This window comes from Geobacillus sp. BMUD (assembly GCF_013096845.1).
In the GTDB taxonomy this organism is placed as follows: Bacteria; Bacillota; Bacilli; order Bacillales; family Anoxybacillaceae; genus Geobacillus; species Geobacillus vulcani.
Window position 1 is genome coordinate 23,356 of sequence record NZ_SDLA01000010.1, and the last position, 24,900, is coordinate 48,255.

Genomic DNA, 24,900 nt, shown 5'->3' on the forward strand with positions numbered 1-24,900 from the left:
TTATGCATGAAAACAAATATTTAACCATTTACCATGACCTCATTTCCCGCATCCGCCGCGGAGAATGGAAGGCGTACGACAAGCTGCCATCAGAACACGAGCTCGCCGCCCGATATGAGACGTCGCGCGAGACGATTCGCAAAGCGCTCAATTTATTGTCCGAGCACGGCTATATCCAAAAAATGAAAGGGAAAGGATCCATCGTCCTTGACGTCGGCAAATATGACTTTCCCGTATCCGGATTGGTCAGCTTTAAAGAACTAGCGCAGACGATGAAGCAGCCGGTGCGGACGACCGTGCATGAACTGGCGGTCATCAAACCGGATAATGAGCTCAAGCAGCAGCTGCGCGCCTCAAGCAAAGACGAAGTGTGGAAAGTCGTGCGCGTCCGGGAAATTGGCGGAGAGCGGATTATTTTGGATAAGGATTTCTTTTTGAAAAAGCATGTGCCGCTATTGACGAAAGAGATTTGCGAAGACTCGATCTATGAATACTTGGAAACGAAGCTGCATTTGCCCATCAGCTTTGCCAAAAAGGAAATGTCCATTGATGGGGTGACGGACGAGGATCGCCGCTATTTGGACTTAAACGGCGATGACCGCGTCGTGGTCGTAAAAAACTACGTGTACTTAAGCGATGCCACGCTGTTTCAATATACGGAATCGCGGCATCGGCTGGATAAGTTTCGTTTCATTGATTTTGCCCGTCGGAAATGACAACGTTGGGGAAGCTGGTTCGAGAGAGGCCACGCTGCAAACCGCAGCGCGGCTTTTTTGTTTGTCCCTCTTTCTGCGGCGAACAAACCATTTACATAAGTAAAACTATGTTCTAAATCATCAATGAAAATCATAAAAAAACTACATTATGGCTATCCTTCTTGGTAACAACAGTACGTGAAGGGGGGCGCCGACGTGGAAGGAACATGGTGGTCTCTGTTGCCTTTTTTGCTCATCATTCCATTGGCAATATGGTTGAAAGAAATTTTGCCCGGCCTTGTGGCGGGATTGCTTATTGGGGCGTTTTGCCTTGAGTGGTCGGCTGTTGGCGCGATTGAGCGCGCCGTTTCCACCATACTTCACGCTCTTACGGATTCGGAACATATGAAAGTGGCGGCGTTTTTATATTTGTTCGGCTCTCTTGTCGGCATGATGCAAATTACCGGCGGGATCAAAGGGTTTGTTGAAATGCTTTCCGGCCGCATCCGCTCGAAGCGGGGGCTTTTGTTGTTTGTTTGGCTGACAGTGCCGGTGACGTTTTTTATGCCGATGTTTCGCATTATGCTCCTTGGACCGGTGATGAAAGCGGTTCTTCGCCAATTTCGCATCGACCGCCGCCGTATGGCGTATATGATCGATGTCTCAACCGAACCCATCATCGTGCTTTTGCCAGCGGCAACGGCGTTTGTCGGCTTTATGACTTCTGTTGTCGCCGCGGCGCTGGCGCAAAATGACATTGCTGAATCGCCGTATGACGTGTTTGTGCGCAGCCTGCCGTACAACTTGTTTGCCATTGTCGCTCTGGCCGTCGGGTTGCTGACGACGATGTTGAACGTCCGGATCGGCAAATCGCGGGCGAAAAAAGGAGAAGGGGAAACGAATGAACTGCACGGGCTCGGGTTGCGCAAGGAGCTGGCGCTGATCAGCGGAGAGCCGCTTCATTTATTCGTTCCGTTGGCGCTCTTGCTCGGCTTGACGTTTGCCTTTTTTGTCTATGACGGTCGGCGGCGCGGAGCAAGCCGTTGGCTTGAGGCGTTTTCGGCAGCCGATGCGACATGGGCGATGCTGTTGGCGTTGTTTGTGACCATCCTTTTGTCGATGACATTTTATTTGTGGCGCCGACAATCACTTTCAGAGCTGACGTACCATTTTTTTGCCGGGGGTAACGAAATGATGGCGCCGATCGGCATGCTTGTTCTTGTCTGGGCGGTTTCATCCGTAGCAGGGGAGCTTGGATTTGCGGATTACGTCTCGTCGACGTTCGGCACATGGCTTCCAGGTGCACTCGTGCCAGCAGCTGTGTTTTTGGCCGGATCCTTTCTGTCGTATTTTATCGGTTCCTCATGGGGAACGTGGGGCATTTTCATGCCGCTTGGCGTCACGCTTGCGCATGCGACCGGAGCGCCGATTGAGGTGACGGTCGGCGCTGTATTTGCGAGCGGAACGTTTGGCGCCTTTGCTTCTCCGCTTGGTGATACGACGATTACAACCGCAGCCATTATGGATATGGACTTGATGAGCTATGCGAAATATAAACTGCGCATCTCTCTCCTTTGCGCCGGCGCGTCGCTCGTTGGATACGTTCTTTTGCCGCTTTGGATGCCATGAACCAGCGGAACGCGCCGCCGGCCAGTCTTTTTCAGGCTTCCCAATACGTGAACAGGTCGGGATTGCTCACTGTCCCTACTTTTTTAGAAGAATAAACAATGTTCTAAATAATCAATAAAACCAACCATTGAAAACACAAACAAATCAGAGTATCATAAAAACAACATACTGACTAGTTGGTAGCTACAAATCCAACTTGGTCACGCCCGATGCCCCCAAACGAATGTTTGTAGGCGAAAGAGGCAAAAAAGCAAGAAAGGAAGAGGGAGAAATGAAGACGCACATCATTACCGTCAACCCACGCTTTTGTGAAACTGATGCGCTCGGACATTTAAGTAACATCAGTTATTTTATTTATTTGGAAGAAGCGCGCACCCGCCTGTTTGATGAATTGCGTTACGGCGGACGAACGCACGACTGGCATTTTATTTTAGCATCCACCAAGTGTGATTTTGTCAACCAAGGATTTTTCGGACGACGATTGCGCGTAGAAACCAATGTCTCTCGGATCGGCAATAAAAGCTTTCAATGCATTCACCGCATCATGGAAGAGGAAACAGGAAGATTGATCGCCATCGGAGAAGCAGCCGTTGTCCATTTCAATTTCCAAACCCAAACGAGCGAACCGTTGCCTGATGACTTGCGGACCATGCTTGCTGAATACCTTGTGCCGTCCGTCGAGGAAACGATTTCACCGTCATCGTGCAAAAAAAGGGAGTGAATATCATCCGCCTGTACGTCGGATTTTTCATTTTCAACTTTCCCGCGTTTTTTTGGACCGAACCGCCGGAGGTGACATACTTTGTAAATAAAACGAAATGGCGGAAAGGGGGAACAAACATGACCATTCACGCTGCGATCGGCAATGCTGTGTATACATGCCGTGGAGAGCTCGAGACGTACTTTCAGCCGTTTCGCGAAGGAACGATCGGCCGCCTTCAACCGTTTTCCACCCCGTTTGGCGAACAACGGCTTATTTACGCCGACTGGACAGCCAGCGGACGGCTGTACCGACCGATTGAAGAGAAACTAACGCACGAGCTTGGCCCATTTGTCGGCAATACGCATACAGAATCCAATGTAACCGGGACAAAAACGACGCTTGCCTATCGCTATGCAAAAGAAATGATTAAACAGCACGTTCATGCCGGGAAAAACGATGTCTTGATCATGCAAGGCGCCGGGACCACAAGCGCCGTCAACAAGCTGCAGCGTCTGCTTGGCCTGCGCGTGCCGGAACGGTGGAAGCACCGCCTGTCACTTGCTGATGATGAACGACCGGTCGTGTTTGTCACTCATATGGAACATCATTCCAATTTATTGCCTTGGGTGGAAACGATCGCAGAGGTGATCACGATTCGACCGACGGCCCATGGCGATGTCGATCTCAACCATTTGCGCGAGTTGTTGGAGCGCTACAAAGACCGGCCGCAAAAGATCGGGGCGTTTACCGCTTGTTCGAACGTTACGGGATTAGAGACGCCATATCATCAAATGGCAAGACTGATGCATGAATACGGCGGTCTTTGCTTTGTCGATTTTGCTGCTTCTGCCCCATATGTCCACATCGATATGCATCCAGACGACCCAATGGAGCAGCTTGACGCCATTTATTTCTCGCCCCATAAGTTCCTCGGGGGGCCGGGAAGCGCCGGCGTGCTCATCTTTGACAGCCGGCTTTATCATCAGCACGCTCCGGATCACCCCGGCGGCGGGACGGTGTATTGGACCGACCCGTGGGGGAACTATGAATACATCCAAGCCATTGAAGAACGCGAAGATGGCGGAACGCCGCCGTTTTGGCAAACCATCAAGGCAGCGTTGGCCATCCAGCTGAAAGAGCAAATGAACGTAAAACAGATGCGCGCCCGCGAAAAAGAACTTGTTTCCCTTCTTTTGCCGTCGTTAAAAAGCACTCCCGGCGTTCGCGTGCTTGAAGGACATCGGGACGACCGTCTTGGCATCATCTCGTTTGTCATAGATGGATTGCATTACAACCTTGTTGTTAAACTGCTGAATGACCGCTTCGGCATTCAAGCGCGCGGGGGCTGTTCCTGCGCCGGACCGTACGGCCACTATTTGCTTGGCATCGACAAGGAACAATCCGCTGCGTTGCTTCAAGAAGTCAAAAACGGCAATCCTCTCGCCAAACCGGGGTGGGTGCGTCTATCGCTCCACCCCACGATGACGAACGAGGAAGTGTATGCCATCATCCACGCCATCCGCCAAATTGTCCGCTATGGCCGCCGCTGGCAAGAAGAATATGAATACGATGCGGCGAAAAACGAGTTCGTTCACCGCAACGATGATCGGTACATCCGGCACTTCTTTCTCTTTTAATCTCCCGTCTGTTCGCTTCATCAGCTGGTTGAGGGCGGAGACAGCCACGTTTCGGTGTATTTTTGTTTTCAGTCCTAGGCAAAACCCGGTACAATAGAGGCATATTGACAAAAAGAAGGGGAGAGCCGATGAATGAATTGTACCATTTGCTTGTACGGACCGATCGGGAACAACAATTGTACGACCAAGCGCGTCGCCTGGCGGAACGGTTTGCGGAAAGGGCGGCGCATGATGACGAACAGGCAACGTTTCCATTTGCCGATTTTGCCGATCTAAAAGAGGCCGGCTTTCTTTCCTTGACTATTCCGATCGAATACGGCGGCCAAGGGGCGACCCTCTATGAGCTTGTGCTCGTACAAGAGACGATCGCCCAAGGTTCTGGGGCAACGGCGTTGTCGTTTGGTTGGCACGCCAGCATTCTCATGCGTCTGTTTTTGCTTCGCCGCTGGCCGGAGCCCATTCTCGCCCGTTTGGCGAATGAAGTCGTTTGCCGCCGCGTGCTCATCAACAGCGCTCATTCCGAACGGGCGACAGGCAGCCCGGCGCGCGGGGGCAAACCAGAAACAACGGCCGTCTTTCGCGATGGCCGCTTTGTACTTCGCGGGCGAAAAGCCTTTGCGTCACTGGCTCCTGCGCTCGATTACGTCTTAATTTCCGCCACAATGGAAGATGGTCGGGTCGGTGAATTTCTCGTGCCGATGTCTGCTCCAGGCATTCGCATCGAGCCGACGTGGAACACGCTTGGCATGCGGGCGACGCGCAGCGATGATCTTGTTCTTGAAGACGTCGCTGTTGACGAAGAAGCGCTCGTCGAGACGCTCGGAGAAACGAACGAAGCCGCTCCAGCGCAAGGATGGCTGCTGCATGTGCCGGCTTGTTACTTGGGCATCGCCATTGCGGCGCGCAATGAGGCGCTTCGCTTTGCGCAGACGTACCGACCTAATACTCTGCCTCACCCCATCTCCTCGACGCCAGAAGTGCAGCGGAAAATCGCTGAAATGGAATGGCGCCTCACCCATGCGCGTCACTTTCTGTACGCGATCGCTGATTTCTGGGACCGTTATCCAGACAAACGGGTGAAGATGAAAGAGGAGTTGGCAACGGCCAAATTGGTCGCGACCAATACCGCGCTTGAAGTCGTCGATTGGGCGATGCGCATTGTCGGCGGACAAAGCTTGTTTGCTGACAATCCGCTTCAGCGGCATTACCGTGACGTCCGTGCTGGGCTGCACAACCCGCCTGCTGACGACTTGACGCTTCAATGGCTTGCCAAACGGGCTTTGTCTCACAACCCACCTGCTCTATAAAACAGAACGGATTCCAGCAACACGAAAAAAGCTGTCCCTGCTTTGTGGGGGACAGCTTTTTTGATGCCAAGCGGTTATTCCACCTCAAGCGCCGAACGCAAAAATGCCGGCAAAGCGAAACATTGGCGAAAGATCCCATCGTTCACATATTTCGTGTCATTTGGAATGGTCGTCTGCGCTGGAAAATGGAGCGGCCGTTTCGAGCCGATCGTAAAGCTCCACAACCCTCCTGGATACGTCGGCACCACGGCAGTGTACACAAGCACATGCGGGAACAGTTCGCGAATATTGCGGTACGTCCGCTTCAAAATATCCAGATGGAAAATCGGCGACTGGCTTTGGCAGACCATCAACCCATCCGCTTTCAACGCGCGATGGACGTCGGCGTAAAACTCCGGGGAAAACAAGGCTTCCGCCGGGCCGACTGGGTCGGACGAGTCGATCATAATGACGTCGTAGACGCTTTCCTTCCCTTGCACAAACTTGACGCCGTCATCATAAATAAACCGCACACGCGGATCCGATAGGTTGCCGGAGACGGCTGGCAAATGCTCTTTGCACGCCCGGACAACTTTTTCATCAATTTCCACCATGTCGATGGCTTCAAGATGAGCATATTTCGCCGTCTCACGGGCTGCGCCGCAGTCGCCGCCGCCGATGATGAGCACCCGTTTCGCCTGCGGATGAAACTGCAGCGGTACGTGCGAAATCATTTCGTTATAAATATGGCCGTCAATCGAGGTCGTTTGCACGACGCCATCGAGTACGAGCATGCGGCCGAAATCGTACGAATCCAAAATCATCACATGCTGGTACTCAGACGGCTCGGCAAAAATCACCTCTTTGATACGGTAGCTGATTTTTAAGTTGTCACGATCATCTTCGGTGAGCCAAAGCTCCCCATTGTCCATATGCAAGTAAGGTGGCAAAGCGTTTCCTTCGTGTTTCATTGTGACCTCCTTTAGTCATGCAGATGTTTTCACACCTTTCTAATCTTAATATATTCTGCGCCATGTAGCAAACAAAGGAGATGATCAGCCGGCGCCGGACGTATTCATCCCCGCCGTCCATGTTTGACGACCAGTTTTGTTGTTTCAACGGATGATCGTTCTTGCCGTCACATCCTGCACAAAGGCCGCCCATCGTTTCGCATCATCCTGCGCCTTTCTTCAGATCGATGCTTCGTTATTGCGTACCTGCCAAACAGTAAAATAAATCCCCCGACCGAATCAAATGTCGGAGAGCATTGATTGGTTACGTGACCTCCAAAGCAAAGAACGAAGCGACGCGCGGTCTTCAAGCAAATCGGCGAGCGTATACGCATCCAACACCCGCAAAAACGCTTCTAACGCCTCGTGAAGCGCGAAGCGGAGCCGGCATACCGGTGTCAAGATGCATTCATTGCCGTGAGCGGCAAAACACTCAACAAGTGACAAGTTGTCCTCTGTTTCGCGAACAACCGCACCGATGACGATCTCCTCCGGCCGTTTCGCGAGACGGATTCCGCCGTTGCGCCCACGGATCGTTTCAATATAGCCAAGCTTCCCAAGCTCATGGACGATTTTGCTTAAATGATGCTCTGAAATGGAAAAGGAAGCGGCAATGTCTTTGATGTTCGTTTTTTCTTCTTCATCAAGCGCGCCTAAAAACAAGAGGACGCGCAAGGCGTATTCCGTATAGTTCGTTAACTGCATCGCTATTCACACAACCTTTAAGTGACATTCTTGATTTTATTGTACCACACCTGATTCGAGCGGAGAATTGTGAACAATTTATTAAAGATGTATTTCAAATATTGCTTTTTCCAAGCGCCCATGATTGAATAAAAGATGTATTATAAATACATGTTTTAAAAGGGGATGAAATCATGACAACGACAACGAGATTGCATCCAAAAACGATTGAAATTGTGAAATCAACGGTGCCCATCCTGGAAACACATGGCGAACAAATAACGAAGCGGTTTTATGAGCTCATGTTTTCCAATCATCCTGAATTGCTGAATGTGTTTAACCACGCCAATCAAAAGCAAGGGCGGCAGCAACGCGCCTTGGCCGCAGCCGTGTATGCAGCAGCGCGCTATATCGATCAGCTTGATGCTATTTTGCCGGTTGTGCGGCAAATTGGCCATAAACACCGCAGCTTAGGAATCAAACCAGAACAATACCCGATCGTCGGAAAGCATTTGTTGCTGGCGATCAAAGACGTGCTTGGCGACGCCGCCACCGACGAAGTGATTGCAGCTTGGGCGGAAGCATACGAAGCCATTGCAGCCATTTTCATTCAAGTGGAAAAAGAGCTTTACGACGAGGCCGCAGCCAAATTCGGTGGCTGGCGTGACTTCCGCCGCTTTATCATCGCGAAAAAGGTGAAAGAAAGCGATGTCATCACCTCGTTCTATTTGAAGCCGGAAGACGGCAAGGCCATCAGCGATTATTTGCCGGGTCAATACGTGAGCGTCAAACTGTCGATTCCGGGCGAGACGTATACGCATATTCGTCAATACAGCTTATCGGATGCTCCAGGAAAAGGGTATTACCGCATCAGCGTCAAACGGGAAGCAGCCACAGCGGATAAACCAGCTGGCATCGTTTCCAACTATTTGCATGATCATGTCCAAGAGGGCGATGTGCTTGAATTAAGCGCTCCAGCTGGTGAGTTTACGCTTGATTTGTCCAAAACGACGCCGGTTGTGTTCATCAGCGGCGGCGTCGGCATCACACCGCTGTTAAGCATGGCGCACACGTTGGCCATCCAACAGCCGAACCGTCCGGCCACGTTCATCCATGCCGCCATCAACGGCCGCGTGCACGCGTTTGATGAGGAGCTTCGGATGTTGGCAGAACGCCCTTCATTTTGTTATCATATTTGTTATGAATCGCCGTCCGACGAGGACCGCCGCCATCCGCATTTTGGCAAAGAAGGGCGGATTGACCTTGCATGGATGCAATCGGTGATCCCGGTGAAAAACGCAGACTTTTACTTCTGCGGCCCGGTGCCGTTTATGAAAACCGTCTATCATGCCCTCCAACAATGGGGGGTGCCAGAAGAGCACATCCATTACGAATTTTTCGGTCCGGCCGGCGATTTGACGAAAGACTGAGAGAAGGGTTTCGCCTCTAGAAGGTCGGTGAAAAACCGCTGTTTGCCTTGATCGGCGATTGAACGCGTGAACATAGAGGCTGATGCAACAAGTTTTTTCTACTTGAGAAACAATTCCGAGAAACGGTTGCGCGAGTAAATCACCAGCCTCCTAGGCATCTTCCATACACAAGGGAGATGCCTGTTGTTATCTTCCCTGTTGGCAAGTTCACGAATTTTTTGTATGATGAATGGCAAGGAAAAGCAAGAAAAGGGAGAGACAATGTATGACGACATTTCGCCAACATCGCTGGCAATCATTTTTGCAAGGTTACGAGCAACGCGCTCGAATCCTTATTTCCTGCCCCGATCGCCCGGGCATCGTCGCGGCGGTGACGTCGTTTCTGTACGAACAAGGGGCCAATATCGTTGAATCGAGCCAATACTCGACTGACCCTGAGGGAGGGACGTTTTTTTTCCGCTTGGAGTTCGACTGTCCGAACATCGCCGAGCGAAAAGAAGAGATCGAGGCGGCGTTCGCCCCGATCGCTGCTGAATTTCAGATGCGTTGGCAGCTTCGGTTGCACAACGATATTCGGCGGATCGCGATTTTTGTCTCCAAAGCCGAGCATTGTCTGCTGGAGCTTCTTTGGCAATGGCAGGCGGGAGAGCTGATCGCCGACATCCCCCTTGTTATCAGCAACCATCCCGACTTGCGCGAGACGGTCGAGTCGTTTGGCATCCCGTATGTGCATATTCCGGTGACGAAAGAAACGAAAGCGGACGCCGAAGCTGAACAAATCCGTCTGCTTCGCGACTATCAGATCGATACGATCGTGCTCGCCCGCTACATGCAAATTTTGTCGCCGGCGTTTGTCGCTGAATTCCCGGGACGGATCATCAACATCCACCACTCGTTTTTACCCGCCTTTATTGGCGCGCGTCCGTATGAGCGGGCGTATGAGCGCGGCGTCAAATTGATCGGGGCGACATCGCATTACGTCACTGATGATTTGGATGAAGGACCGATTATTGAACAAGATGTCGCCCGTGTGGATCACCGCCATCATCCCGACGACTTAAAGCGCATCGGTCGACTGATTGAAAAAACGGTGCTCGCTCGAGCGCTTCGGTGGCATTTGGAAGACCGAGTCATCATCCACGAAAACAAAACGATCGTGTTTTATTGAGACCAAGCGGGAGGGGATTTTTCCTTTCCCGCATGGTATAATGAAGACAAACAGGATTTCGCCGCCCAAAGAGCGAATTTTCATCTGTAGGGAAGGAGGGAAAAAGTCTATGGGAGAAAAACGGACGCCAAGCGGTTTTCTGTTAAAACAACGTGCGTTTTTAAAATTGTATTTGATTACGCTCACCGAACAAGAGCGGCTCTACGGGCTGAAGCTGCTTGATGTATTGCGCCAAGAGTTCAAGCCGTTTGGCTACCGTCCGAACCACTCCGAAGTGTACAAGGCGCTGCACGATTTGATCGAAGACGGCATTTTAAAACAAGTCAAACAAAAAAAGGAAGGAATGAAATACCAAGAAGTCGTCTACTATCGGTTTGCTGAGGGCGGGCAGGAAAAGGCGAAGCTGTACAAACGCCAGCTGAAGGCGGAGCTTGATCGGTGCGCGGCGCTCATTCGCAAGGCAATTGAGGACAACTTCGGTTGAGAGCGCCTCGTTTTTTCTTTATTTATCGATTTACATAACATATTTATCGTTTTCTCTTTGCGCAGCAACAGGCGATTTAGTAGAATGAGAGGGGAAAATCACAGCAGAGAGGTACGACACAATGATGAAATCATGGCCGTGGGCTGTTAAGGAAGAAATGGAGAAACGGAAAGAACAGTTCCGCCGCGATCCGGATCGCTCATTGATCGGGACGGGCGGATATACCGCGGAAGACGAAGCGATCGTGCATGACGCCGCCGTTGCGCTTGCGCTCGGAAAAAACGTCCTCTTAAAAGGACCAACCGGATCGGGAAAGACGCGCCTTGCCGAAACATTATCCGCCCTATTCGGGCAACCGATGCACAGCATCAACTGCTCCATCGACCTCGATGCCGAGGCATTGCTTGGGTTTAAGACAATCGTGCATAAAAACGGCCAGGCGGTGATCGAGTACGTGCCCGGACCCGTCATCCAAGCGATGACAAAAGGACATTTGCTATACATTGACGAAATTAATATGGCGAAACCGGAAACGCTGCCGATTTTAAACAGTGTGCTTGACTACCGACGGCGGCTCACCAATCCGCTGACTGGCGATATCGTACAGGCGAAACCAACGTTTGGCGTCATCGCCGCGATCAATGAAGGCTATATTGGCACTGTACCGCTCAATGAGGCCTTGAAAAACCGGTTCGTCGTCATCAATGTGCCGTATGTGCAAGGGGAAACATTAAAATCGGTATTGTTGGCGCAAACTACATTAACGGATGAAACGTTGATCGATCGCTTTGTCGCGTTGTCGGCGGATCTGCTTGCCCAGGTGCGAAACGGACAAATCGCCGAGGAAGCGGCTTCGGTGCGCGCTTTGTTGGATGCGTGCGATTTGGCGGCATACATGCCGCCATTGCGGGCCATTGAACGAAGCATCATCGATAAGCTTGACGATGAACGGGAACGGACGGCGGTGCGCAACATCGCCGAAACGTGGTTTGACGAATAGGAGGCGGCGCATGGAACGATTTATGATGTTCAATGACCGGACGATCGATTCGTTTTTGGTCATGCAGCTTGCCGATCTTGCTCAAACACTCGCACGCAGCCGTCATTGGAAGGTGGAATTCGCCGCCCATTCCGGCGTGCATCCCAATCGGCGGATCCTTTACGTCAGCCAATTGTGGGATGGATATCCGCCGCCAAACAAAGAGGCGGCGATGAAAAGCGATGTCGTGTTGCGCCTGGTCGGCACGTATCGGCACACCGACCGATTGGCGGTCCGCTCCTTCCGCCAGACGGCTGACCCCCACCCGTTCTCAAAGCTTTCAAAGCAGTTGTTCACCTTTGCGGAAGATCTTCGCTTGGAAACCATCTGTGAACAAGAGCGGCCAGGGGTGAAGCGATGGTTCCGCATGCGCCGCCGTCTTTACCGCCACTATTTCCTTCAGCAATGGCACGCAAATCGGACGCGCGGCGCTTGGGCGGATCAGTTTTTGGCCGCCATGTATTTGCGGCTTACGGCCGATTCGCCGCTTGATGACGCGCCGCTGGCTCCAATGGCCGATGAGACGGTGCAAATGCGCCTCGAAACGCTATGGCCGCAATGTTTCGATGTTTCTTCAACAGCGGAGGTAGCCGATTGGACATGGGCGGTGATCGACTTGATGGAAGGCGTGCTGCCGCAGGACATGATCAACACCTACACGTCGCTGCCGATCGTGGAGGATGAGGGGAAGGAGGCCGCCACGACGCTACAAGATCTCAAGAGGACCGATCCATTGGAAAACAGCGACGTGCTTTCGGACGCAGACGGCGAAGCCAAGCGGCAAGTGTTGCCGACGTGGCATCGGGAAACGAGCCGAACAGGCGGGAGCTTCCTCCGTTTTGAGCTCGAACGAGGCAGCCGCACCAGCATGCTTGGCGACGGAGCGCGGCCCGGTGGCGACCATGACCAGGCGCTCGCCATCGTCCAAGGAATATCCCGCCCGACAGAAAAAAACGAGTACGGCTTGGAGGCGCAAACGGTTCTTAGCGAAACACCGCCATTTGGCAGCGGCGCGCCATATGGCGAAGCGAATCGCCAAGCGAAGCTCGTGCTTCTTCCCCCTTCACCGCCAAGTCCTGCACACCTTGTACAATATCACGCCAAACAGGCGGTGGTGGCGCCGTACCGAAAACGGCTTGTACGCATCATGGAACGATGGCTCGAGCGCGAGCGCTCCGCTTGGCGCACCAATTTGCCCGCTGGACGGCTCCGCAAACAGTTAGTGCCGTTTTTCACCGACGAGCGGCCGCGTCTGTTTTACAAAAAAGGCGAGCCAGCGCGGCGGTTTGATGCCGTCTTCGGCTTGCTTGTCGATTGCTCGGCTTCGATGTATGACAAAATGGAAGAGACGAAAACCGGGCTCGTTCTTTGCCATGAAGTGCTGAAAACGTTGCGCGTGCCGCACCAAATTGTCGGATTTTGGGAAGATGCGAACGAAGCGACCGCCTCTCGGCAGCCGAACTATTTGCAGCTGGCGGTCGCATTCCATCGCTCGCTCGAACGGTCAAGCGGCGCAGCGATCCTGCAGCTTGAACCGCATGAAGACAATCGCGATGGGTTGGCCATTCGCTGGATGACAGAACAGCTTCTCAAGCGCCCCGAAGCGCAAAAGGTGCTGCTCGTCTTTTCCGATGGCGAGCCAGCCGCCTACGGCTATGAACAAAACGGCATCATCGATACACACGAAGCAGTCGTTGAAGCGCGTCGCCGAGGCATTGAGGTCGTCAATCTCTTTTTAGGCCCTGGGGCCGACGATGAGCAGACGCGGCGGACAATTGAAAACATCTATGGCCGCTTCCGCGTCTTTGTGCCGCATGCAGGCGAGCTGCCGGATCGGCTGCTTCCGCTTTTAAAAATGTGGTTGCAAAAAAGTTTGTGAGAAAAAGGATGGGACGCGATGATCAAACTATTCACCGACAGCGATTTAGACGGCATCGGCTGTGGATTGCTCGCGAAGCTGGCGTTTGTCGAAGTGAACATTTCGTTTTGCTCCTACCGTAATTTGGATGAGCGGGTCACTCAGTTTTTGCAAAGTGATGAGGCCAATGGCGCCATGTTGTTCATCACCGACTTGGCCGTTGGCAAGGAAGTAGAACAGCAACTAGCCGAGCGGGCGGCGCGCGGCGGCCATGTGCAAGTGATCGACCACCACGTGACGGCGCTTCATTTCAATGACTACCCGTGGGGGCGGGTGGTGCCGGTGGGGGATGATGGCAAAAAAACGTGCGCCACCTCGCTCTTTTACGACTATCTCATCCGCGAGGGGAAACTCGCACCAAACGAAACGCTTGATGTGTTCGTCGAGCTCGTCCGCCAATACGACACGTGGGAATGGGAAGAGAAGGGGAATTTACAAGCGAAACGGCTGAATGATTTGTTGACGATTTTCGGGCTTGACGGCTTTTGGGAAACGATGAGCGAGCGGCTCGCTTCCGGTGAACCGTTCACCTTGACAGAGACGGAAGAGCTGCTTCTCGATATGGAAGAGAAGAAAATTCAGCGCTACATTCGGCAAAAACAAAAACAACTTGTTCAGCGCTGGCTTGGTGACTATTGCATCGGCGTCGTCTTTGCCGAGCGCCATATGTCGGAACTCGGCAATGTGTTATCGAAGCGATTTCCTCATCTCGATTTAATCGCGATGGTCAATATGGGGACAAAGCATATCGGCTTTCGCACGATTCATGATGACGTCAACGTCGCCGAGTTTGCCCAGCAATTCGGCGGCGGCGGCCACCCGAAGGCATCGGGCTGTTTAATCGATGACACGACGTTCCCGCTGTTTGTCGTCGAGACGTTCCCGCTTCTGCCGATATACGGCGATGCAGAGCAAAACCAATGGAACAAAAAAGACGAGGCCGAAGGGGTGTTTTGGACCAATCACCATGGCCAATGGTGGTTGAGCCGCCAAACGGACCAAGGATGGATGTTATACACCGATGGAGGAGAGGTGCATACATTTCCTGCAGAAGAGATCGGCGAACGTTGGCTGAAGCGGCAGTTTGCCGCTGGCCTTGCCCATGACGCGGCTGTGCTTGCCTTTTTAAGCGAGCGGCTGGGGCAGGATCAAGACGCCATTCAAGCCGACTATCGGGCAGCCGTCAAACAATACAAGCAACAAACCGGCATTGAATCATGATGCCGGTTTTCTTTTCCTAAGAAACTGAACTGTGCTAAGGTCCAACAGCCACATATGCGCAAAAAGAGAAAGGTATTCCGATATTGGGACACTTTTATTCGTTGCGGAAACACTGAAGAGAAAGTGTTAACATAATTGTAACAGTTTTTGTGTTTAGGAAAAACAGTCTTTGATTATAATAAGCATATAGGGAGGTGAAGACGGTGAAACAGTATGTCTTTTCTTTCTACACAGTTCAAGGGAAAACGATTGTGTGGGAAGAGGCCATTCCGGCATCAGGGATGATGGAAGCCTTCTCAAAAGCTCAACAGCTTCTGGTGAAGCATAAGCAAGAAAAAGGTGTGCCGGTTCGCGTTCGGTACAAAGGCGTCCGCTATCGTCAAACGGATATTGCCTAAACGAAACAAAGGAGAAAGGAATGAGATCATGCGGTCCCTGCAGCTGCCGACGCGCAGTGGGTAACGTGCAGCTTCTTGAGCGAAGATCAAGAGGCTGCACGTTTTTATTGTTTCTCTAGCCGAGGCGTGATATTTCGTTTATGAATTATGAACGATGGATGTTTTTGTTGCTGTCTCACTATTATAAGATTACTTGGAATTGAAACAATCATTTACTTAACTTCCTATAATTTATATTATGTTAACTTATTGGTTTTCCGAAATCTCAGGACCTCTTCCCTCAAGTGCCCATAACTTGTGAACCTAAGTTCCTCATCATTTTTTGTGTCTACGAATTTCAAACGAATTATCATCGTTTTTACCGAATTATTATCGCGATCCGTTTTTATTATCGGTTTTTATTATCGGGGTCGTTGATTATCAACTGGAGGTGTTTTTTTCATGTTAGCGATTTTATGATCGGAATTGATACTCCTGAAACGGATAAGTAAATTACCGACTTATATGTCCTTGTCTGAACTACGAAAGCTATTTCATTTTTTGGAGCAAGACAATAGCCGAATGGCGATAAGAAACCATCTTCTATTTAAGCTGTTAGCCACCACGAGGATGCGAGGATGTGAAATGGTTGAACTTACTTGGGAACAAATTGATTTATCGAACAAGTTCCTCTTTTGCGCGTATTTCCGCTAAAACATTGTTCACTCTTCCCTTTCAAATCATTTCATTTTACCAATTGTTTCCATAAAACTCTATTCCCCCACTATGAATAAAAAACAGAGGAAGAGATATCTTCCTCATTTAACATAGAAAGAGTTTGAATTACTCCGATATTACCTTGTTTTGACTACTCTGGGGGAATCACGAATTTGTACTCTCCATTTGGAACGTGGGACGATTGTTTCATTCACGCCCTTGGTGACTCCATCCCCCACATATTGGTCCGTATGTTTTATTAGTACACCTTATGCTCTTTAAAATTTGATTTCGTTATTTACAAGTTTTCTCTAATTCCCAATATAACATTCCATCTTTAGCAGAAGTTCTTTTCATTCCTACCTTTTCAAGAACCCTGATCGATGCAACGTTGTCTTCTAAACATTCGGCAATCACGTTCTCTACTTGTCCAGAAGAAAATGCCCAATCAATTAGTGCTTGAACTGCTTCTGTTGCAAAACCTTTATTTTGTGCAGCTGGAATGATACCATACCCTATCTCCACTGTCTTTCGGTCATTAGGCTTTCCTTTGAAGCCAATATCGCCGATAACTTGATTATTCTCCCTATGTATGACAAACCAAACACCCCAACCTTTAACGGAAGAATCCCTCTTTAACTGCTCCAAATACATTTCAATATGAGGTCCCATATCATATTGATGGGAAAATTGATAGTAATTCTCTAACGTACATGGAACAATGAATAAACGTTCGGTATTGACTTCCAAAACTCTCTCCCCCTCCAAAAGGTTTCTTATTTGATTTTATCACATTCATTTATTCAAACATTCTTCACCATGAATCACCTAATACCGCAACACGTATTCCTTCTTAAGCTAAACTGTCTTATAGCTTATGTTCAATTTTTCATACGATCTGTTGCGGAAGGAAGCGCAAGACGGCTTCCTTCCTCTCGATTAACCCACTTTGATCGCGTTTTTCTCTCCTTGTTGCAGTTGATACATTTGATAATATTTGCCTTTCTTGTTCATCAGTTCGTCATGAGTGCCGCGTTCGACGATCGTGCCGCGGTCTAGCACGAGAATTTGATCGGCATTTCGAATCGTCGATAAACGGTGAGCGATGATAAACGTGGTGCGCCCTTTTTTGAGCACATCGAGCGCTTGCTGAATGACCGCTTCCGTTTCCGTATCGATGTTGGCGGTTGCTTCATCGAGCACTAAAATGGCCGGATCGAATGCCAAGGCGCGGGCAAACGAAATGAGCTGGCGCTGCCCGGACGATAGCGTGCTTCCTTTTTCAATGACCGGTTCATCAAAACCGTTCGGCAAACTTTTGAGCCATTGCTCCGCCCCGATGTCGCGAAGCGCTTTTTCGATCGTGCTGCGGGTAATGCGCGGATCTTGCAAACTCACATTGGACGCGATCGTGCCGGTGAACAAAAACGGATCTTGCAGAACGATCCCCATATGCTTGCGCAACATTTGTTTAGGCATCGTTTGAATATCGATTCCATCGATGAGGATGCGCCCTTTTTGAATGTCATAAAAACGGAACAATAGATTCATGATCGAACTTTTCCCGGAGCCGGTATGCCCGACAAGCGCCACCGTCTCTCCTTGCTTGGCCGTGAAAGAGATGTTTTTTAACACATATTCGCCGTCCTTATACCCGAAATACACGTTCTCAAACACGACGTTTCCTTTGTAGCGCGGCATGTCTCCTTCGTACACCTCATCGCCGGGCTCATCGAGAAGCGCAAAGACGCGCTGGGCGGCAACAAGCGACTGTTCTAAGTTCGCCAACTGGTTCACCATCCCGGTCACCGGCTGGAACAAGCGGTTGAGATAATCTACAAACGCGTACAGCACGCCCATAGAAATGGCCTGACCGCTTAAAGAACCGCCCCCGAAATGCCAAATAAGCGCCACAAATGCCACGTTGCGGAGCACGCCGACTAAGTTATGCGACGTGAGCGCATTTAGGCTTAAAAGCTTATTTTGATAGGTGAAATAGTCTTGGTTCAGCTCGTCAAACTCGCGCTCCGTTTCCTTTTGTCTGCGAAATGCTTGGATGATGGTCATTCCTTGAATCGACTCGTTAATCATCGCATGAATATCGCTTAAGCGCGACCGAATGATTTGATTGTATTTCGACGCGTATTTCCGGTACACCTTCATCCATACGGCTAAAATCGGCAAGAGGAGGAGGCAGACGGCCGCCAAACGAACATCTAAAAGAAACAGCGCGATAAAAATGCCGGTAATATAGATGCAACTTGTAAAAAACGTCGCCAATACCGTAACGTAGAGCTCGCGAATCGCTTCCGTATCGTTCGTCGCCCGCGCGACGATTTTCCCGGCCGGCAAACGATCAAAATAGCGAATGGGCAGGCGTTGGATGTGCGCAAAGACGTCTTTGCGCATTTTTTGAATAATGCGATTCGCCGCCATCTGCAAGTAGTAGCGCTGTCCGTATTGAAACGCGGTCGCCGCGACGAGCAGGGCCATGTAAAGGCCTAATAAGGACACGATACGGTCAATGTCCGGCTCGTAAAAACGCATGAGCTCTCGAACGGACAACTTTTTGGCTGGATATGAGACCGACTCGTCCCCGCGGCGAATCGTGAGGACGCCGTCTTGGACGGAGCGGTTGCCGTCCAAGGCGACAGCGCGGTCGACAAAATAGTAATGCCGCCCGACTTGCAAAATGCGCACTTCTTTCCCTTTTTCTTCTCCTTGTGCAAAATCGCGCTCCCGCTTATACCATTTTCCTTGATAAAACACGGCATGGTTTCCTTTCGAAGCTTCGTGCCACGGAGACTCGATCCCTAAAATATGCTGATCAATCACTTTTTTGGCGATCAACGGCCCCGTCAGTTCGGCAGCCACCGAAACCGCCAGCATGCACAAGGCGAACACCATCATGTTTTTATAGTGAAGGGCGTAAGCGAATAGCCGTTTTCCGACGTTCATAAACCCACCCCGCTTTCTTCTGTCGTCGCTACGGCTTGTTGGCGGATCCATTGCTCGTAATACCACCCGTTTTGGGCGATGAGTTGTTCATGCGTGCCTTGTTCGATCACTTTTCCGTCATCTAGCACGAGAATCCAATCGGCATGCTCGATCGCCGATAAACGATGCGTCGTGATGATCGTCGTTTTTCCGCGGCGCTCGCGGCGAATGTTTTCAATAATCGCCGCTTCCGTTTTCGCATCGATAGCGGACAAGGCATCGTCTAAAATTAAAATTTCCGGATTCATAAGCAGCGCGCGGGCGATCGAAAGCCGCTGTTTTTGCCCTCCTGATAGCGCAACCCCTTTTTCCCCGACTAACGTATCGAGCCCTTCAGGAAGCATTTCGATATCGTTGCAGAATGCGGCTAAATCAATCGCTTTCTGGAATTCTTCGTCGGCCGCCTCTTTGCGTCCGAATACAATATTTTCTTTCACCGTTTTCGAAAATAGCACATGGTCTTGCGGCACGTAGCCAATCCATCCTCGCACCTGTTCCATTGGAATTCGCTCGAGCGGAACGCCTGAGACGGTAATGCGCCCTGTTCCTAGCGGATACTCCCGCAGCAATTGCTTCACAAGCGTCGTTTTCCCGCTCCCTGTTCGCCCTACGATGCCGAGCGTTTGCCCGCGCCGAAGCGTGAACGAGATGTTCGCTAAATTAGGGACGCTTGATGACGGATAGCGAAACCCGACTTGATCAAACACAATCGATTCGGGGATCTCAACCGATTGCGGCTCGGGATGATTCTGCACATCCGGAACGTAGGCGAGCGTTTCGTTCACGCGATCGAGAGAAGCGTTGCCGCGCTGCATCACGTTCATGAGCTCGCCGATGGCAAACATCGGCCAAATCATCATGCCTAAATAAACGTTGAACGAAACGAGTTCGCCGAGCGTTATTTCTTGATGGAACACTAAGTATGCCCCGTACCCTAATCCGATTAAATAGCTCAGGCCCACTAGCAGTTTAATCGTTGGATCAAAGAGCGAATCGATTTGCGCGACTTTCATATTTTTTTGATACACGTCTTCCGTCAGCGCTTGAAATCTCGCTTCATCCGCTTTTTCCTGCACATAAGCGCGAATGACGCGCACGCCCGAAATCGATTCGAGCACATAATCGTTCATGTCGCCAAATGCATCTTGCGCTTTTGTAAAGCGTTCGTGAATTTGTTTTCCGTACAGATTCATCGCTGCCGCCATCACAGGCAGCGGCAACAGCGCCGCAAACGTCAGCTTCCAACTGATCGACAGGCCCATCGTGAATAAAATGACGAGCATGAACGCGCTTGAATCCACAAGCGTTAAAATACCAAGTCCGGCCGTATTAGCGATCGCTTTTAAGTCGTTCGTCGCCCGCGCCATTAAATCGCCGGTGCGATTGTTTTCATAAAACGTCGGCGTCATGTTGAGTAAATGTTTCATCAAGCGGGAACGCATGCTTCGCTCTAATAAAAACGCGCCCCCGAACAGCTGATACATCCATATATAGTTCACGCCGTAAATGAATACCGTCAGCCCCGTAAGCCATCCGGCATATGCGATCAGCTTCTCCTTGGTGAAGCCGTCCGAATGTATATCGTCAATCGCGATTCCCAGCAATTTGGGCGGAATCGTTTCGAACAGGCCCCCTAACATTAAAAGGACAATGGCGATGACATATCGCTTCCAATGTTGCTTGAAAAACGAACGAAGCTTCCATAATACCGAAAACATATGGACTCAACTCCTTTATCGTTCAATGATCATCTAGCCGCTCTCCATCTCTCCGGCTGGCAATGTGAACGGTGTCCATCTTATTTTCATTTTGCATTCCTCCCTTAAAATTGTAGATTGCAAGCTTAAAACAATCGGTAAACGGAGCATTTTCGGTCTGTCATTTCTTCTTCCACTTGTCGGATGAGCTGCTCCTGTTTGATTTCCTCCATCGTCCATGTCCGTCGCTCGATGGTAATGGTCACAAACAATAAATGGATCGTCATCGTCCCTCACCCCCTTTCATAAATAAAAGCCGCGGGTTTCCTGGAGTTCCCGCGGCGCAACCGCAGAAAAAAGCCGCAGGAAAGCGACTCCTGCGGCGCAAAAACGCAAAAAAGCCGCAGGAAAAAACGATCTCCTTCCCGCGGCATTCGCTGTGCTGTTTAAGATAAAATGGCCGTAACAGACTCGGAAGGTCGAATCGCTTTTCGTTGTTCAATTGTGCGTGTTGCTCGTTTCATCATTGCTTTCATGTTGTTCATCCTCCTTCCGAAATCATGTTACGAAGTCAATTGTATCCAAAAACGGTGAAGTTGTAAATGATTTTTCATGATTTTTATGAAACTTTGTGACATACTCCCACCATTTACACTGACGCTTCGCGTTGTTTATGATAACCGCTGAAACACATCATGGAGGCAAACCTTTAAATCTGGATACAGAAAAGAAACGAGTACATCTTGTTCTCCAAATACTTCCCTTTTTTCATATGCTCCGTTATGCCATCCGTACACCTCCACGGTTCGATGCAGCGGATCAACCATCCAGTACTCTTTTACTTCAAACCGTTGATACAATTTGTATTTTTCATTTCGGTCTTTTAACGCCGTACCCGGAGACAACACTTCTACGATTAAATCAGGGGCTCCCACGCATCCCTTTTCTGTTATTTTCTCTCGGTTACAAATAACAGAAATATCGGGCTGCACCACATTTTTCGCGGATTTGTCATCCGAGCTTGAAGCGAATATGACATCAAATGGGGCCATGACCACTACACATCGTTGTTGTTGAAAATAATCCCGCAATGCCGCATACAACTCACCAACCATATACTGATGAGCAAACGAAGGAGAAGGAGCCATGCTATATGGCACGCCATCGATCAATTCCCATTGTCCGTCCCATTTGAGATAATCTTCATATGTATAGTTGTGATTTGAAAACTCCGGAGTCGTCATCGCGCCTTCACTCCATTTCGTTTTTTATAATTATATACCGTAAATGAGCCAATTTCGCTAACTATAACGCGATGGAGTCAGCCAAGAAAGTCCTTGGTCTTTCCAGCTGCGACGGGATTTCACCCGGTACGCGAACCGGCTCATCACGCTCTCGGCGTGGCCCATCGGACGCATGCCGGCCGTCTCCACCCCTTGCGCCGACAGCCACTCCCGATCGTCCCGGATGCATCCTGGCATCGACTCGATCCGGCGGATCATTTCGGCCAACTGCTGTTCTTTGAAAAGCGGGGGATGTTCATGCTCATTGTAATCGTTCGATAGGTGAATCCTAGTTTTTCGTATAGTTTTATCGCTTGATTTCCTGCATATACACTTAAGCGAACCTCTGAATACCCCTCTCGTTTAAGATGTTCGATGCCAGCCTCTAACAACCGTTTGGAAATGCCATTTCCCCTGAACTCCTCTAACACAAACAATTCATAAATAAATCCATATATCCTTTCCGTCAGTTGGTCTTCCTTTGTTCCGATCAGAATCCAACCCATGAGATGATCGCCTTCCGTGGCGATGAAATACTCACTTCCTTTCTGCAATAATGCTTCAATCTGTTGTTTGATTTTTTCGTCCGACAGTTTTGCTTCGCCTAATGTACCTTCAAATAATGCTTGCGGTGAAAGTGATAAAATCTTTTTATATTCCGCATCGTTCGGTTTTCTAATTTCCATGCATTGAGTCCTCCTCGGGGGCAACACCGAAAACCATAGGTATTCCCTTTCAAGTGACATCATCAATTTTGTTTAATGGTAGATGAATGGTTTTCATGAAAAGAGAATGTCCTCCCAACCTTCTCTTACTCTCCCATAACGCGTTTGTGGCAATGGCGTTTCTGCGGGCAGAGTGTTAATCATGCAATCCTTTGCCGTCAAGAATGCGCTGGATATACTTTTCAATTCTCGCTTCGCGCGTTTTCGATTGTTTCGCTCCGGAAAAATAAAGGATGTACGCTCTTTGTCGTCCCGGTGTCAGCGATTCAAATGCTGTTTGTAAGGCCGGCATTTCGGCGAATTTTTTTTGAAGCTCTTCAGGAATTGGCTCTGGACTCTTTTTGAACTCCACTTTTAAGCCCGCTTTTTCAATTTCCATGGCTTCGTTAATATATGCTTTCAACACAGGTTCAAGCTCGATGATTTGTTGGACATTTGTAAACCGAATGCGTCGTGCAGCTTGCGTATTCTCCCCAGGCTTTTCTAGAATGTGATGGTCATCTTTTAACAAGGCGCCTTTGAAAAAACTAAGTGCACAATATTCATTGAAAGCACTGATTGTTACGACATTCCTCTTTTGGAAGGTGTAACAGGGAATTCCCCATTTCACTTCTTCTGTCAATCCACATTCAAGAACAATTGTTCGCAATGCTCTTAATTCTGTCGGCCATTTGTTTACTTTACAATCGGGAGTACCCACTAGCGGACAGCGTCCACAGCCTCCGGCTAAATATTGATCAACGTTGGGATTCATTTGACTGTTTTTCATCATCATTCTCCCCCCGTAGAATAGTAAGACGATTCTCCAAAGATTCGATTGCGAGTTTTAGCGCAGTTAAACGACGCTCATTTAATGTTTTTTGAGAACTGCCTTCTTTTGCCTTTGCTATCTGTTTTTCGATAGATGGAATGATGCCTTGTAGAGTTTCTTTAGAAGTCATTATGATTTCCTCGCCATAGCAAAAGTCTTCCCCATGCCAAGCACCTTTTAGGCTTTCTAAACCAATTTTTACTGCGTTTAGTCTCTTTTTGACAAGAGTTGTGTTTGAACCTTTTTCTGCCATGTTCTTATAAGCGTTTGAAAGTTTATGAACAGTTGACTCCAAGGATTGAATGGACAAATCTTGGATTTCTTGGCTAACCGTCTTCATATCCGAACCTCACTTTTGTTTTGAATCATCCACATTATTCATTCGTTTGCCTCTCTAACCGCTCAATTATTTTGTCCAATTTCTCTTCAATCCGCTCCATGCTTTTATGCGAATCGCCTTTGGCCGCTAAAGATTTCACGAAGAAAAAACAGCGCTAACAAAGGCCGCAAGCAACGCGAGCGAACGAGCGACCCCCAATCCATTTTTTCTGAAGCATTCTTTACCTCCATTCCGCTAACGAAAACACGCCGTTTTTTTCAAAATCGTATACAATCGCCGGGGGCAGCAGTTGACGCGCTTCATCCTTTGTCGCCCAGCAATAGTGGATATGTTCTTTCGAAAGGATGACCTCGTGCTGCTCGCTTGTGCATAAATACGTCAAGATGACGACTTGCCGCGTCGGATGGGTTTGGAACGTCGCAGCGTATAAAACTTTCTCCACCGTCACCGTCAACCCAACTTCTTCTTCAATTTCGCGAATGAGCGCAGCTTCTAACTCCTCACCAAAGCGCATCCCCCTCCGACCAGCTCCCATGTTCCGCCGCCCACTTCATCATGAGGCGCGCGCTGGACGATTAGCACGGTCCCTTTATGTAAGATCAACCCTTTCAAAACGACAACGATGTTCTTTCGATGTTCCATCCGCAGCCCCTTTCTTCTAGATTTTGACCTCTACACAATACTCTATATGGTTGAATTGAACAGATCAAGAAAAAACAGAAAGTGATGAATCGAACGCGAAGCATTCGTTATATGCAGTTTATGGCGGCGTCTCTGTTGGCTCTGTTTGTTCTTTATCTAGCGATGCGAAAACATGTTCATGCTTTAGAACATACGTCTGTTTTATTGTCGCTTACCATCGTTTTTCCACTGTATTTAGCCGTTGTTTATCAAATGACGATCGGTCGGATCAAGCGTTCATGGAAAGAGATGGAACAGCACGATTTTGGACGAAACCACCGCACCCTTTAGTGGATTCATTGCTCACGCAGATGGAGGTGATCATTTTTCAATATTTACATTCTTCTTTTTTATTTTATAATTATAAC

The 24,900-nt window shown here is 49.6% G+C and carries 25 protein-coding genes and 1 pseudogene; 14 read left to right on the forward strand and 12 right to left on the reverse strand.

Annotated elements, in window-relative coordinates:
* Window positions 1-2 precede the first annotated feature (2 nt).
* The 5 genes from treR to ETC05_RS11850 all read left to right on the forward strand — a co-directional run bounded on the left by treR (window position 3) and on the right by ETC05_RS11850 (window position 5,971).
* On the forward strand, window positions 3-716 hold the full coding sequence (treR, locus tag ETC05_RS11830; protein WP_171661104.1) for a trehalose operon repressor: 714 nt from the start codon (window positions 3-5) through the stop codon (window positions 714-716).
* Window positions 717-911: 195 nt separating this feature from the next.
* Window positions 912-2,324: a Na+/H+ antiporter NhaC family protein gene (locus ETC05_RS11835; RefSeq protein ID WP_171661059.1), complete on the forward strand. Its 1,413-nt coding sequence runs from the start codon at window positions 912-914 to the stop codon at window positions 2,322-2,324.
* A 271-nt stretch (window positions 2,325-2,595) separates the two neighbouring features.
* Window positions 2,596-3,045 carry an acyl-CoA thioesterase gene (locus ETC05_RS11840; RefSeq protein ID WP_031409488.1) on the forward strand — a complete coding sequence of 150 codons (450 nt, stop codon included), beginning with the start codon at window positions 2,596-2,598 and terminating at the stop codon, window positions 3,043-3,045.
* A 119-nt stretch (window positions 3,046-3,164) separates the two neighbouring features.
* The gene (locus ETC05_RS11845; protein WP_171661060.1) at window positions 3,165-4,664 is read left to right on the forward strand and encodes an aminotransferase class V-fold PLP-dependent enzyme; all 1,500 of its coding nucleotides are present in this window, start codon (window positions 3,165-3,167) and stop codon (window positions 4,662-4,664) included.
* Window positions 4,665-4,792: 128 nt separating this feature from the next.
* Complete coding sequence (locus ETC05_RS11850) at window positions 4,793-5,971, forward strand: acyl-CoA dehydrogenase family protein (RefSeq protein ID WP_171661061.1); 1,179 nt, start codon at window positions 4,793-4,795, stop codon at window positions 5,969-5,971.
* Between the two features lie 74 nt (window positions 5,972-6,045).
* Here ETC05_RS11850 and speE read toward each other — a convergent pair whose 3' ends face one another.
* Window positions 6,046-6,921 carry a polyamine aminopropyltransferase gene (gene speE, locus ETC05_RS11855; RefSeq protein ID WP_031409494.1) on the reverse strand — a complete coding sequence of 292 codons (876 nt, stop codon included), beginning with the start codon at window positions 6,919-6,921 and terminating at the stop codon, window positions 6,046-6,048.
* A 279-nt stretch (window positions 6,922-7,200) separates the two neighbouring features.
* Window positions 7,201-7,665 carry a nitric oxide-sensing transcriptional repressor NsrR gene (gene nsrR, locus ETC05_RS11860; protein ID WP_171661062.1) on the reverse strand — a complete coding sequence of 155 codons (465 nt, stop codon included), beginning with the start codon at window positions 7,663-7,665 and terminating at the stop codon, window positions 7,201-7,203.
* Between the two features lie 173 nt (window positions 7,666-7,838).
* Here nsrR and hmpA point away from each other — a divergent pair, with 173 nt between their 5' ends.
* From hmpA to ETC05_RS17890, 8 genes are all read left to right on the forward strand, one after another.
* The gene (hmpA, locus tag ETC05_RS11865; RefSeq protein WP_171661063.1) at window positions 7,839-9,074 is read left to right on the forward strand and encodes an NO-inducible flavohemoprotein; all 1,236 of its coding nucleotides are present in this window, start codon (window positions 7,839-7,841) and stop codon (window positions 9,072-9,074) included.
* A 265-nt stretch (window positions 9,075-9,339) separates the two neighbouring features.
* Window positions 9,340-10,242, forward strand: coding sequence for a formyltetrahydrofolate deformylase (gene purU / locus ETC05_RS11870; protein ID WP_171661064.1), 903 nt, complete (start codon window positions 9,340-9,342; stop codon window positions 10,240-10,242).
* 109 nt (window positions 10,243-10,351) lie between these two features.
* Window positions 10,352-10,726, forward strand: coding sequence for a replication termination protein (locus tag ETC05_RS11875; RefSeq protein WP_011231227.1), 375 nt, complete (start codon window positions 10,352-10,354; stop codon window positions 10,724-10,726).
* Between the two features lie 124 nt (window positions 10,727-10,850).
* Window positions 10,851-11,726: an ATP-binding protein gene (locus ETC05_RS11880; RefSeq protein WP_031409502.1), complete on the forward strand. Its 876-nt coding sequence runs from the start codon at window positions 10,851-10,853 to the stop codon at window positions 11,724-11,726.
* Window positions 11,727-11,736: 10 nt separating this feature from the next.
* Entirely contained in the window at window positions 11,737-13,644 is a 1,908-nt protein-coding gene (locus ETC05_RS11885; RefSeq protein WP_171661065.1) for a vWA domain-containing protein, read from the forward strand.
* 18 nt (window positions 13,645-13,662) lie between these two features.
* On the forward strand, window positions 13,663-14,904 hold the full coding sequence (locus ETC05_RS11890; protein ID WP_171661066.1) for a DHH family phosphoesterase: 1,242 nt from the start codon (window positions 13,663-13,665) through the stop codon (window positions 14,902-14,904).
* A gap of 203 nt (window positions 14,905-15,107) precedes the next feature.
* Window positions 15,108-15,302 (forward strand): hypothetical protein, encoded by a 195-nt coding sequence (locus tag ETC05_RS11895; RefSeq protein WP_031409508.1) that lies wholly within the window; start codon window positions 15,108-15,110, stop codon window positions 15,300-15,302.
* 561 nt (window positions 15,303-15,863) lie between these two features.
* Window positions 15,864-15,995 carry a site-specific integrase gene (locus ETC05_RS17890; RefSeq protein ID WP_253264006.1) on the forward strand — a complete coding sequence of 44 codons (132 nt, stop codon included), beginning with the start codon at window positions 15,864-15,866 and terminating at the stop codon, window positions 15,993-15,995.
* A 297-nt stretch (window positions 15,996-16,292) separates the two neighbouring features.
* Here ETC05_RS17890 and ETC05_RS11905 read toward each other — a convergent pair whose 3' ends face one another.
* The 10 genes and pseudogenes from ETC05_RS11905 to ETC05_RS11950 form a co-directional block, all read right to left on the reverse strand.
* A complete protein-coding gene (locus tag ETC05_RS11905) occupies window positions 16,293-16,748 on the reverse strand; it encodes a GNAT family N-acetyltransferase (protein WP_171661067.1) in 456 nt (151 codons plus the stop codon).
* Window positions 16,749-16,937: 189 nt separating this feature from the next.
* Window positions 16,938-18,956, reverse strand: coding sequence for an ABC transporter ATP-binding protein (locus ETC05_RS11910; protein WP_171661068.1), 2,019 nt, complete (start codon window positions 18,954-18,956; stop codon window positions 16,938-16,940).
* Window positions 18,953-20,713, reverse strand: a complete 1,761-nt coding sequence (locus ETC05_RS11915; protein WP_171661069.1) for an ABC transporter ATP-binding protein — start codon at window positions 20,711-20,713, stop codon at window positions 18,953-18,955. The genes ETC05_RS11910 and ETC05_RS11915 overlap by 4 nt, the downstream gene beginning before the upstream one ends.
* Window positions 20,714-20,838: 125 nt before the next feature.
* On the reverse strand, window positions 20,839-20,979 hold the full coding sequence (locus tag ETC05_RS11920; RefSeq protein ID WP_171661070.1) for a YrzI family small protein: 141 nt from the start codon (window positions 20,977-20,979) through the stop codon (window positions 20,839-20,841).
* Window positions 20,980-21,363: 384 nt separating this feature from the next.
* Complete coding sequence (locus tag ETC05_RS11925; RefSeq protein ID WP_171661071.1) at window positions 21,364-21,936, reverse strand: Uma2 family endonuclease; 573 nt, start codon at window positions 21,934-21,936, stop codon at window positions 21,364-21,366.
* Window positions 21,937-22,023: 87 nt separating this feature from the next.
* Window positions 22,024-22,215: pseudogene (locus tag ETC05_RS11930) on the reverse strand (UPF0236 family transposase-like protein); the annotation flags it as partial.
* Window positions 22,191-22,661, reverse strand: a complete 471-nt coding sequence (locus tag ETC05_RS11935) for a GNAT family N-acetyltransferase (RefSeq protein WP_031409525.1) — start codon at window positions 22,659-22,661, stop codon at window positions 22,191-22,193. The pseudogene ETC05_RS11930 and the gene ETC05_RS11935, both read right to left, overlap by 25 nt.
* A 175-nt stretch (window positions 22,662-22,836) precedes the next feature.
* Window positions 22,837-23,469: a YdeI/OmpD-associated family protein gene (locus ETC05_RS11940; RefSeq protein ID WP_171661105.1), complete on the reverse strand. Its 633-nt coding sequence runs from the start codon at window positions 23,467-23,469 to the stop codon at window positions 22,837-22,839.
* On the reverse strand, window positions 23,438-23,851 hold the full coding sequence (locus tag ETC05_RS11945) for a hypothetical protein (RefSeq protein WP_033842352.1): 414 nt from the start codon (window positions 23,849-23,851) through the stop codon (window positions 23,438-23,440). Before ETC05_RS11945 ends, ETC05_RS11940 begins: the two co-directional genes overlap by 32 nt.
* Window positions 23,852-24,071: 220 nt before the next feature.
* The gene (locus ETC05_RS11950) at window positions 24,072-24,386 is read right to left on the reverse strand and encodes an NUDIX domain-containing protein (protein WP_483299797.1); all 315 of its coding nucleotides are present in this window, start codon (window positions 24,384-24,386) and stop codon (window positions 24,072-24,074) included.
* Between the two features lie 188 nt (window positions 24,387-24,574).
* Between ETC05_RS11950 and ETC05_RS11955 the strand changes: the two genes are divergently transcribed.
* Window positions 24,575-24,823 carry a hypothetical protein gene (locus tag ETC05_RS11955; protein WP_171661072.1) on the forward strand — a complete coding sequence of 83 codons (249 nt, stop codon included), beginning with the start codon at window positions 24,575-24,577 and terminating at the stop codon, window positions 24,821-24,823.
* Window positions 24,824-24,900 lie beyond the last annotated feature (77 nt).

Coding starts and splice junctions, on each gene's coding strand:
- ETC05_RS11950 (WP_483299797.1), bottom strand. CDS start 24,386: ATGGGAGCTGGTCGGAGGGGGATGCGCTTTGGTGAGGAGTTAGAAGCT.
- ETC05_RS11925 (WP_171661071.1), bottom strand. CDS start 21,936: ATGACGACTCCGGAGTTTTCAAATCACAACTATACATATGAAGATTAT.
- ETC05_RS11840 (WP_031409488.1), top strand. CDS start 2,596: ATGAAGACGCACATCATTACCGTCAACCCACGCTTTTGTGAAACTGAT.
- ETC05_RS11940 (WP_171661105.1), bottom strand. CDS start 23,469: ATGAAAAACAGTCAAATGAATCCCAACGTTGATCAATATTTAGCCGGA.
- ETC05_RS11935 (WP_031409525.1), bottom strand. CDS start 22,661: ATGGAAATTAGAAAACCGAACGATGCGGAATATAAAAAGATTTTATCA.
- ETC05_RS11920 (WP_171661070.1), bottom strand. CDS start 20,979: ATGACGATCCATTTATTGTTTGTGACCATTACCATCGAGCGACGGACA.
- speE (WP_031409494.1), bottom strand. CDS start 6,921: ATGAAACACGAAGGAAACGCTTTGCCACCTTACTTGCATATGGACAAT.
- hmpA (WP_171661063.1), top strand. CDS start 7,839: ATGACAACGACAACGAGATTGCATCCAAAAACGATTGAAATTGTGAAA.
- ETC05_RS11845 (WP_171661060.1), top strand. CDS start 3,165: ATGACCATTCACGCTGCGATCGGCAATGCTGTGTATACATGCCGTGGA.
- ETC05_RS11945 (WP_033842352.1), bottom strand. CDS start 23,851: ATGAAGACGGTTAGCCAAGAAATCCAAGATTTGTCCATTCAATCCTTG.
- ETC05_RS17890 (WP_253264006.1), top strand. CDS start 15,864: ATGGCGATAAGAAACCATCTTCTATTTAAGCTGTTAGCCACCACGAGG.
- nsrR (WP_171661062.1), bottom strand. CDS start 7,665: ATGCAGTTAACGAACTATACGGAATACGCCTTGCGCGTCCTCTTGTTT.
- ETC05_RS11890 (WP_171661066.1), top strand. CDS start 13,663: ATGATCAAACTATTCACCGACAGCGATTTAGACGGCATCGGCTGTGGA.
- ETC05_RS11885 (WP_171661065.1), top strand. CDS start 11,737: ATGGAACGATTTATGATGTTCAATGACCGGACGATCGATTCGTTTTTG.
- ETC05_RS11910 (WP_171661068.1), bottom strand. CDS start 18,956: ATGAACGTCGGAAAACGGCTATTCGCTTACGCCCTTCACTATAAAAAC.
- ETC05_RS11850 (WP_171661061.1), top strand. CDS start 4,793: ATGAATGAATTGTACCATTTGCTTGTACGGACCGATCGGGAACAACAA.
- ETC05_RS11875 (WP_011231227.1), top strand. CDS start 10,352: ATGGGAGAAAAACGGACGCCAAGCGGTTTTCTGTTAAAACAACGTGCG.
- purU (WP_171661064.1), top strand. CDS start 9,340: ATGACGACATTTCGCCAACATCGCTGGCAATCATTTTTGCAAGGTTAC.
- ETC05_RS11880 (WP_031409502.1), top strand. CDS start 10,851: ATGAAATCATGGCCGTGGGCTGTTAAGGAAGAAATGGAGAAACGGAAA.
- ETC05_RS11915 (WP_171661069.1), bottom strand. CDS start 20,713: ATGTTTTCGGTATTATGGAAGCTTCGTTCGTTTTTCAAGCAACATTGG.
- treR (WP_171661104.1), top strand. CDS start 3: ATGCATGAAAACAAATATTTAACCATTTACCATGACCTCATTTCCCGC.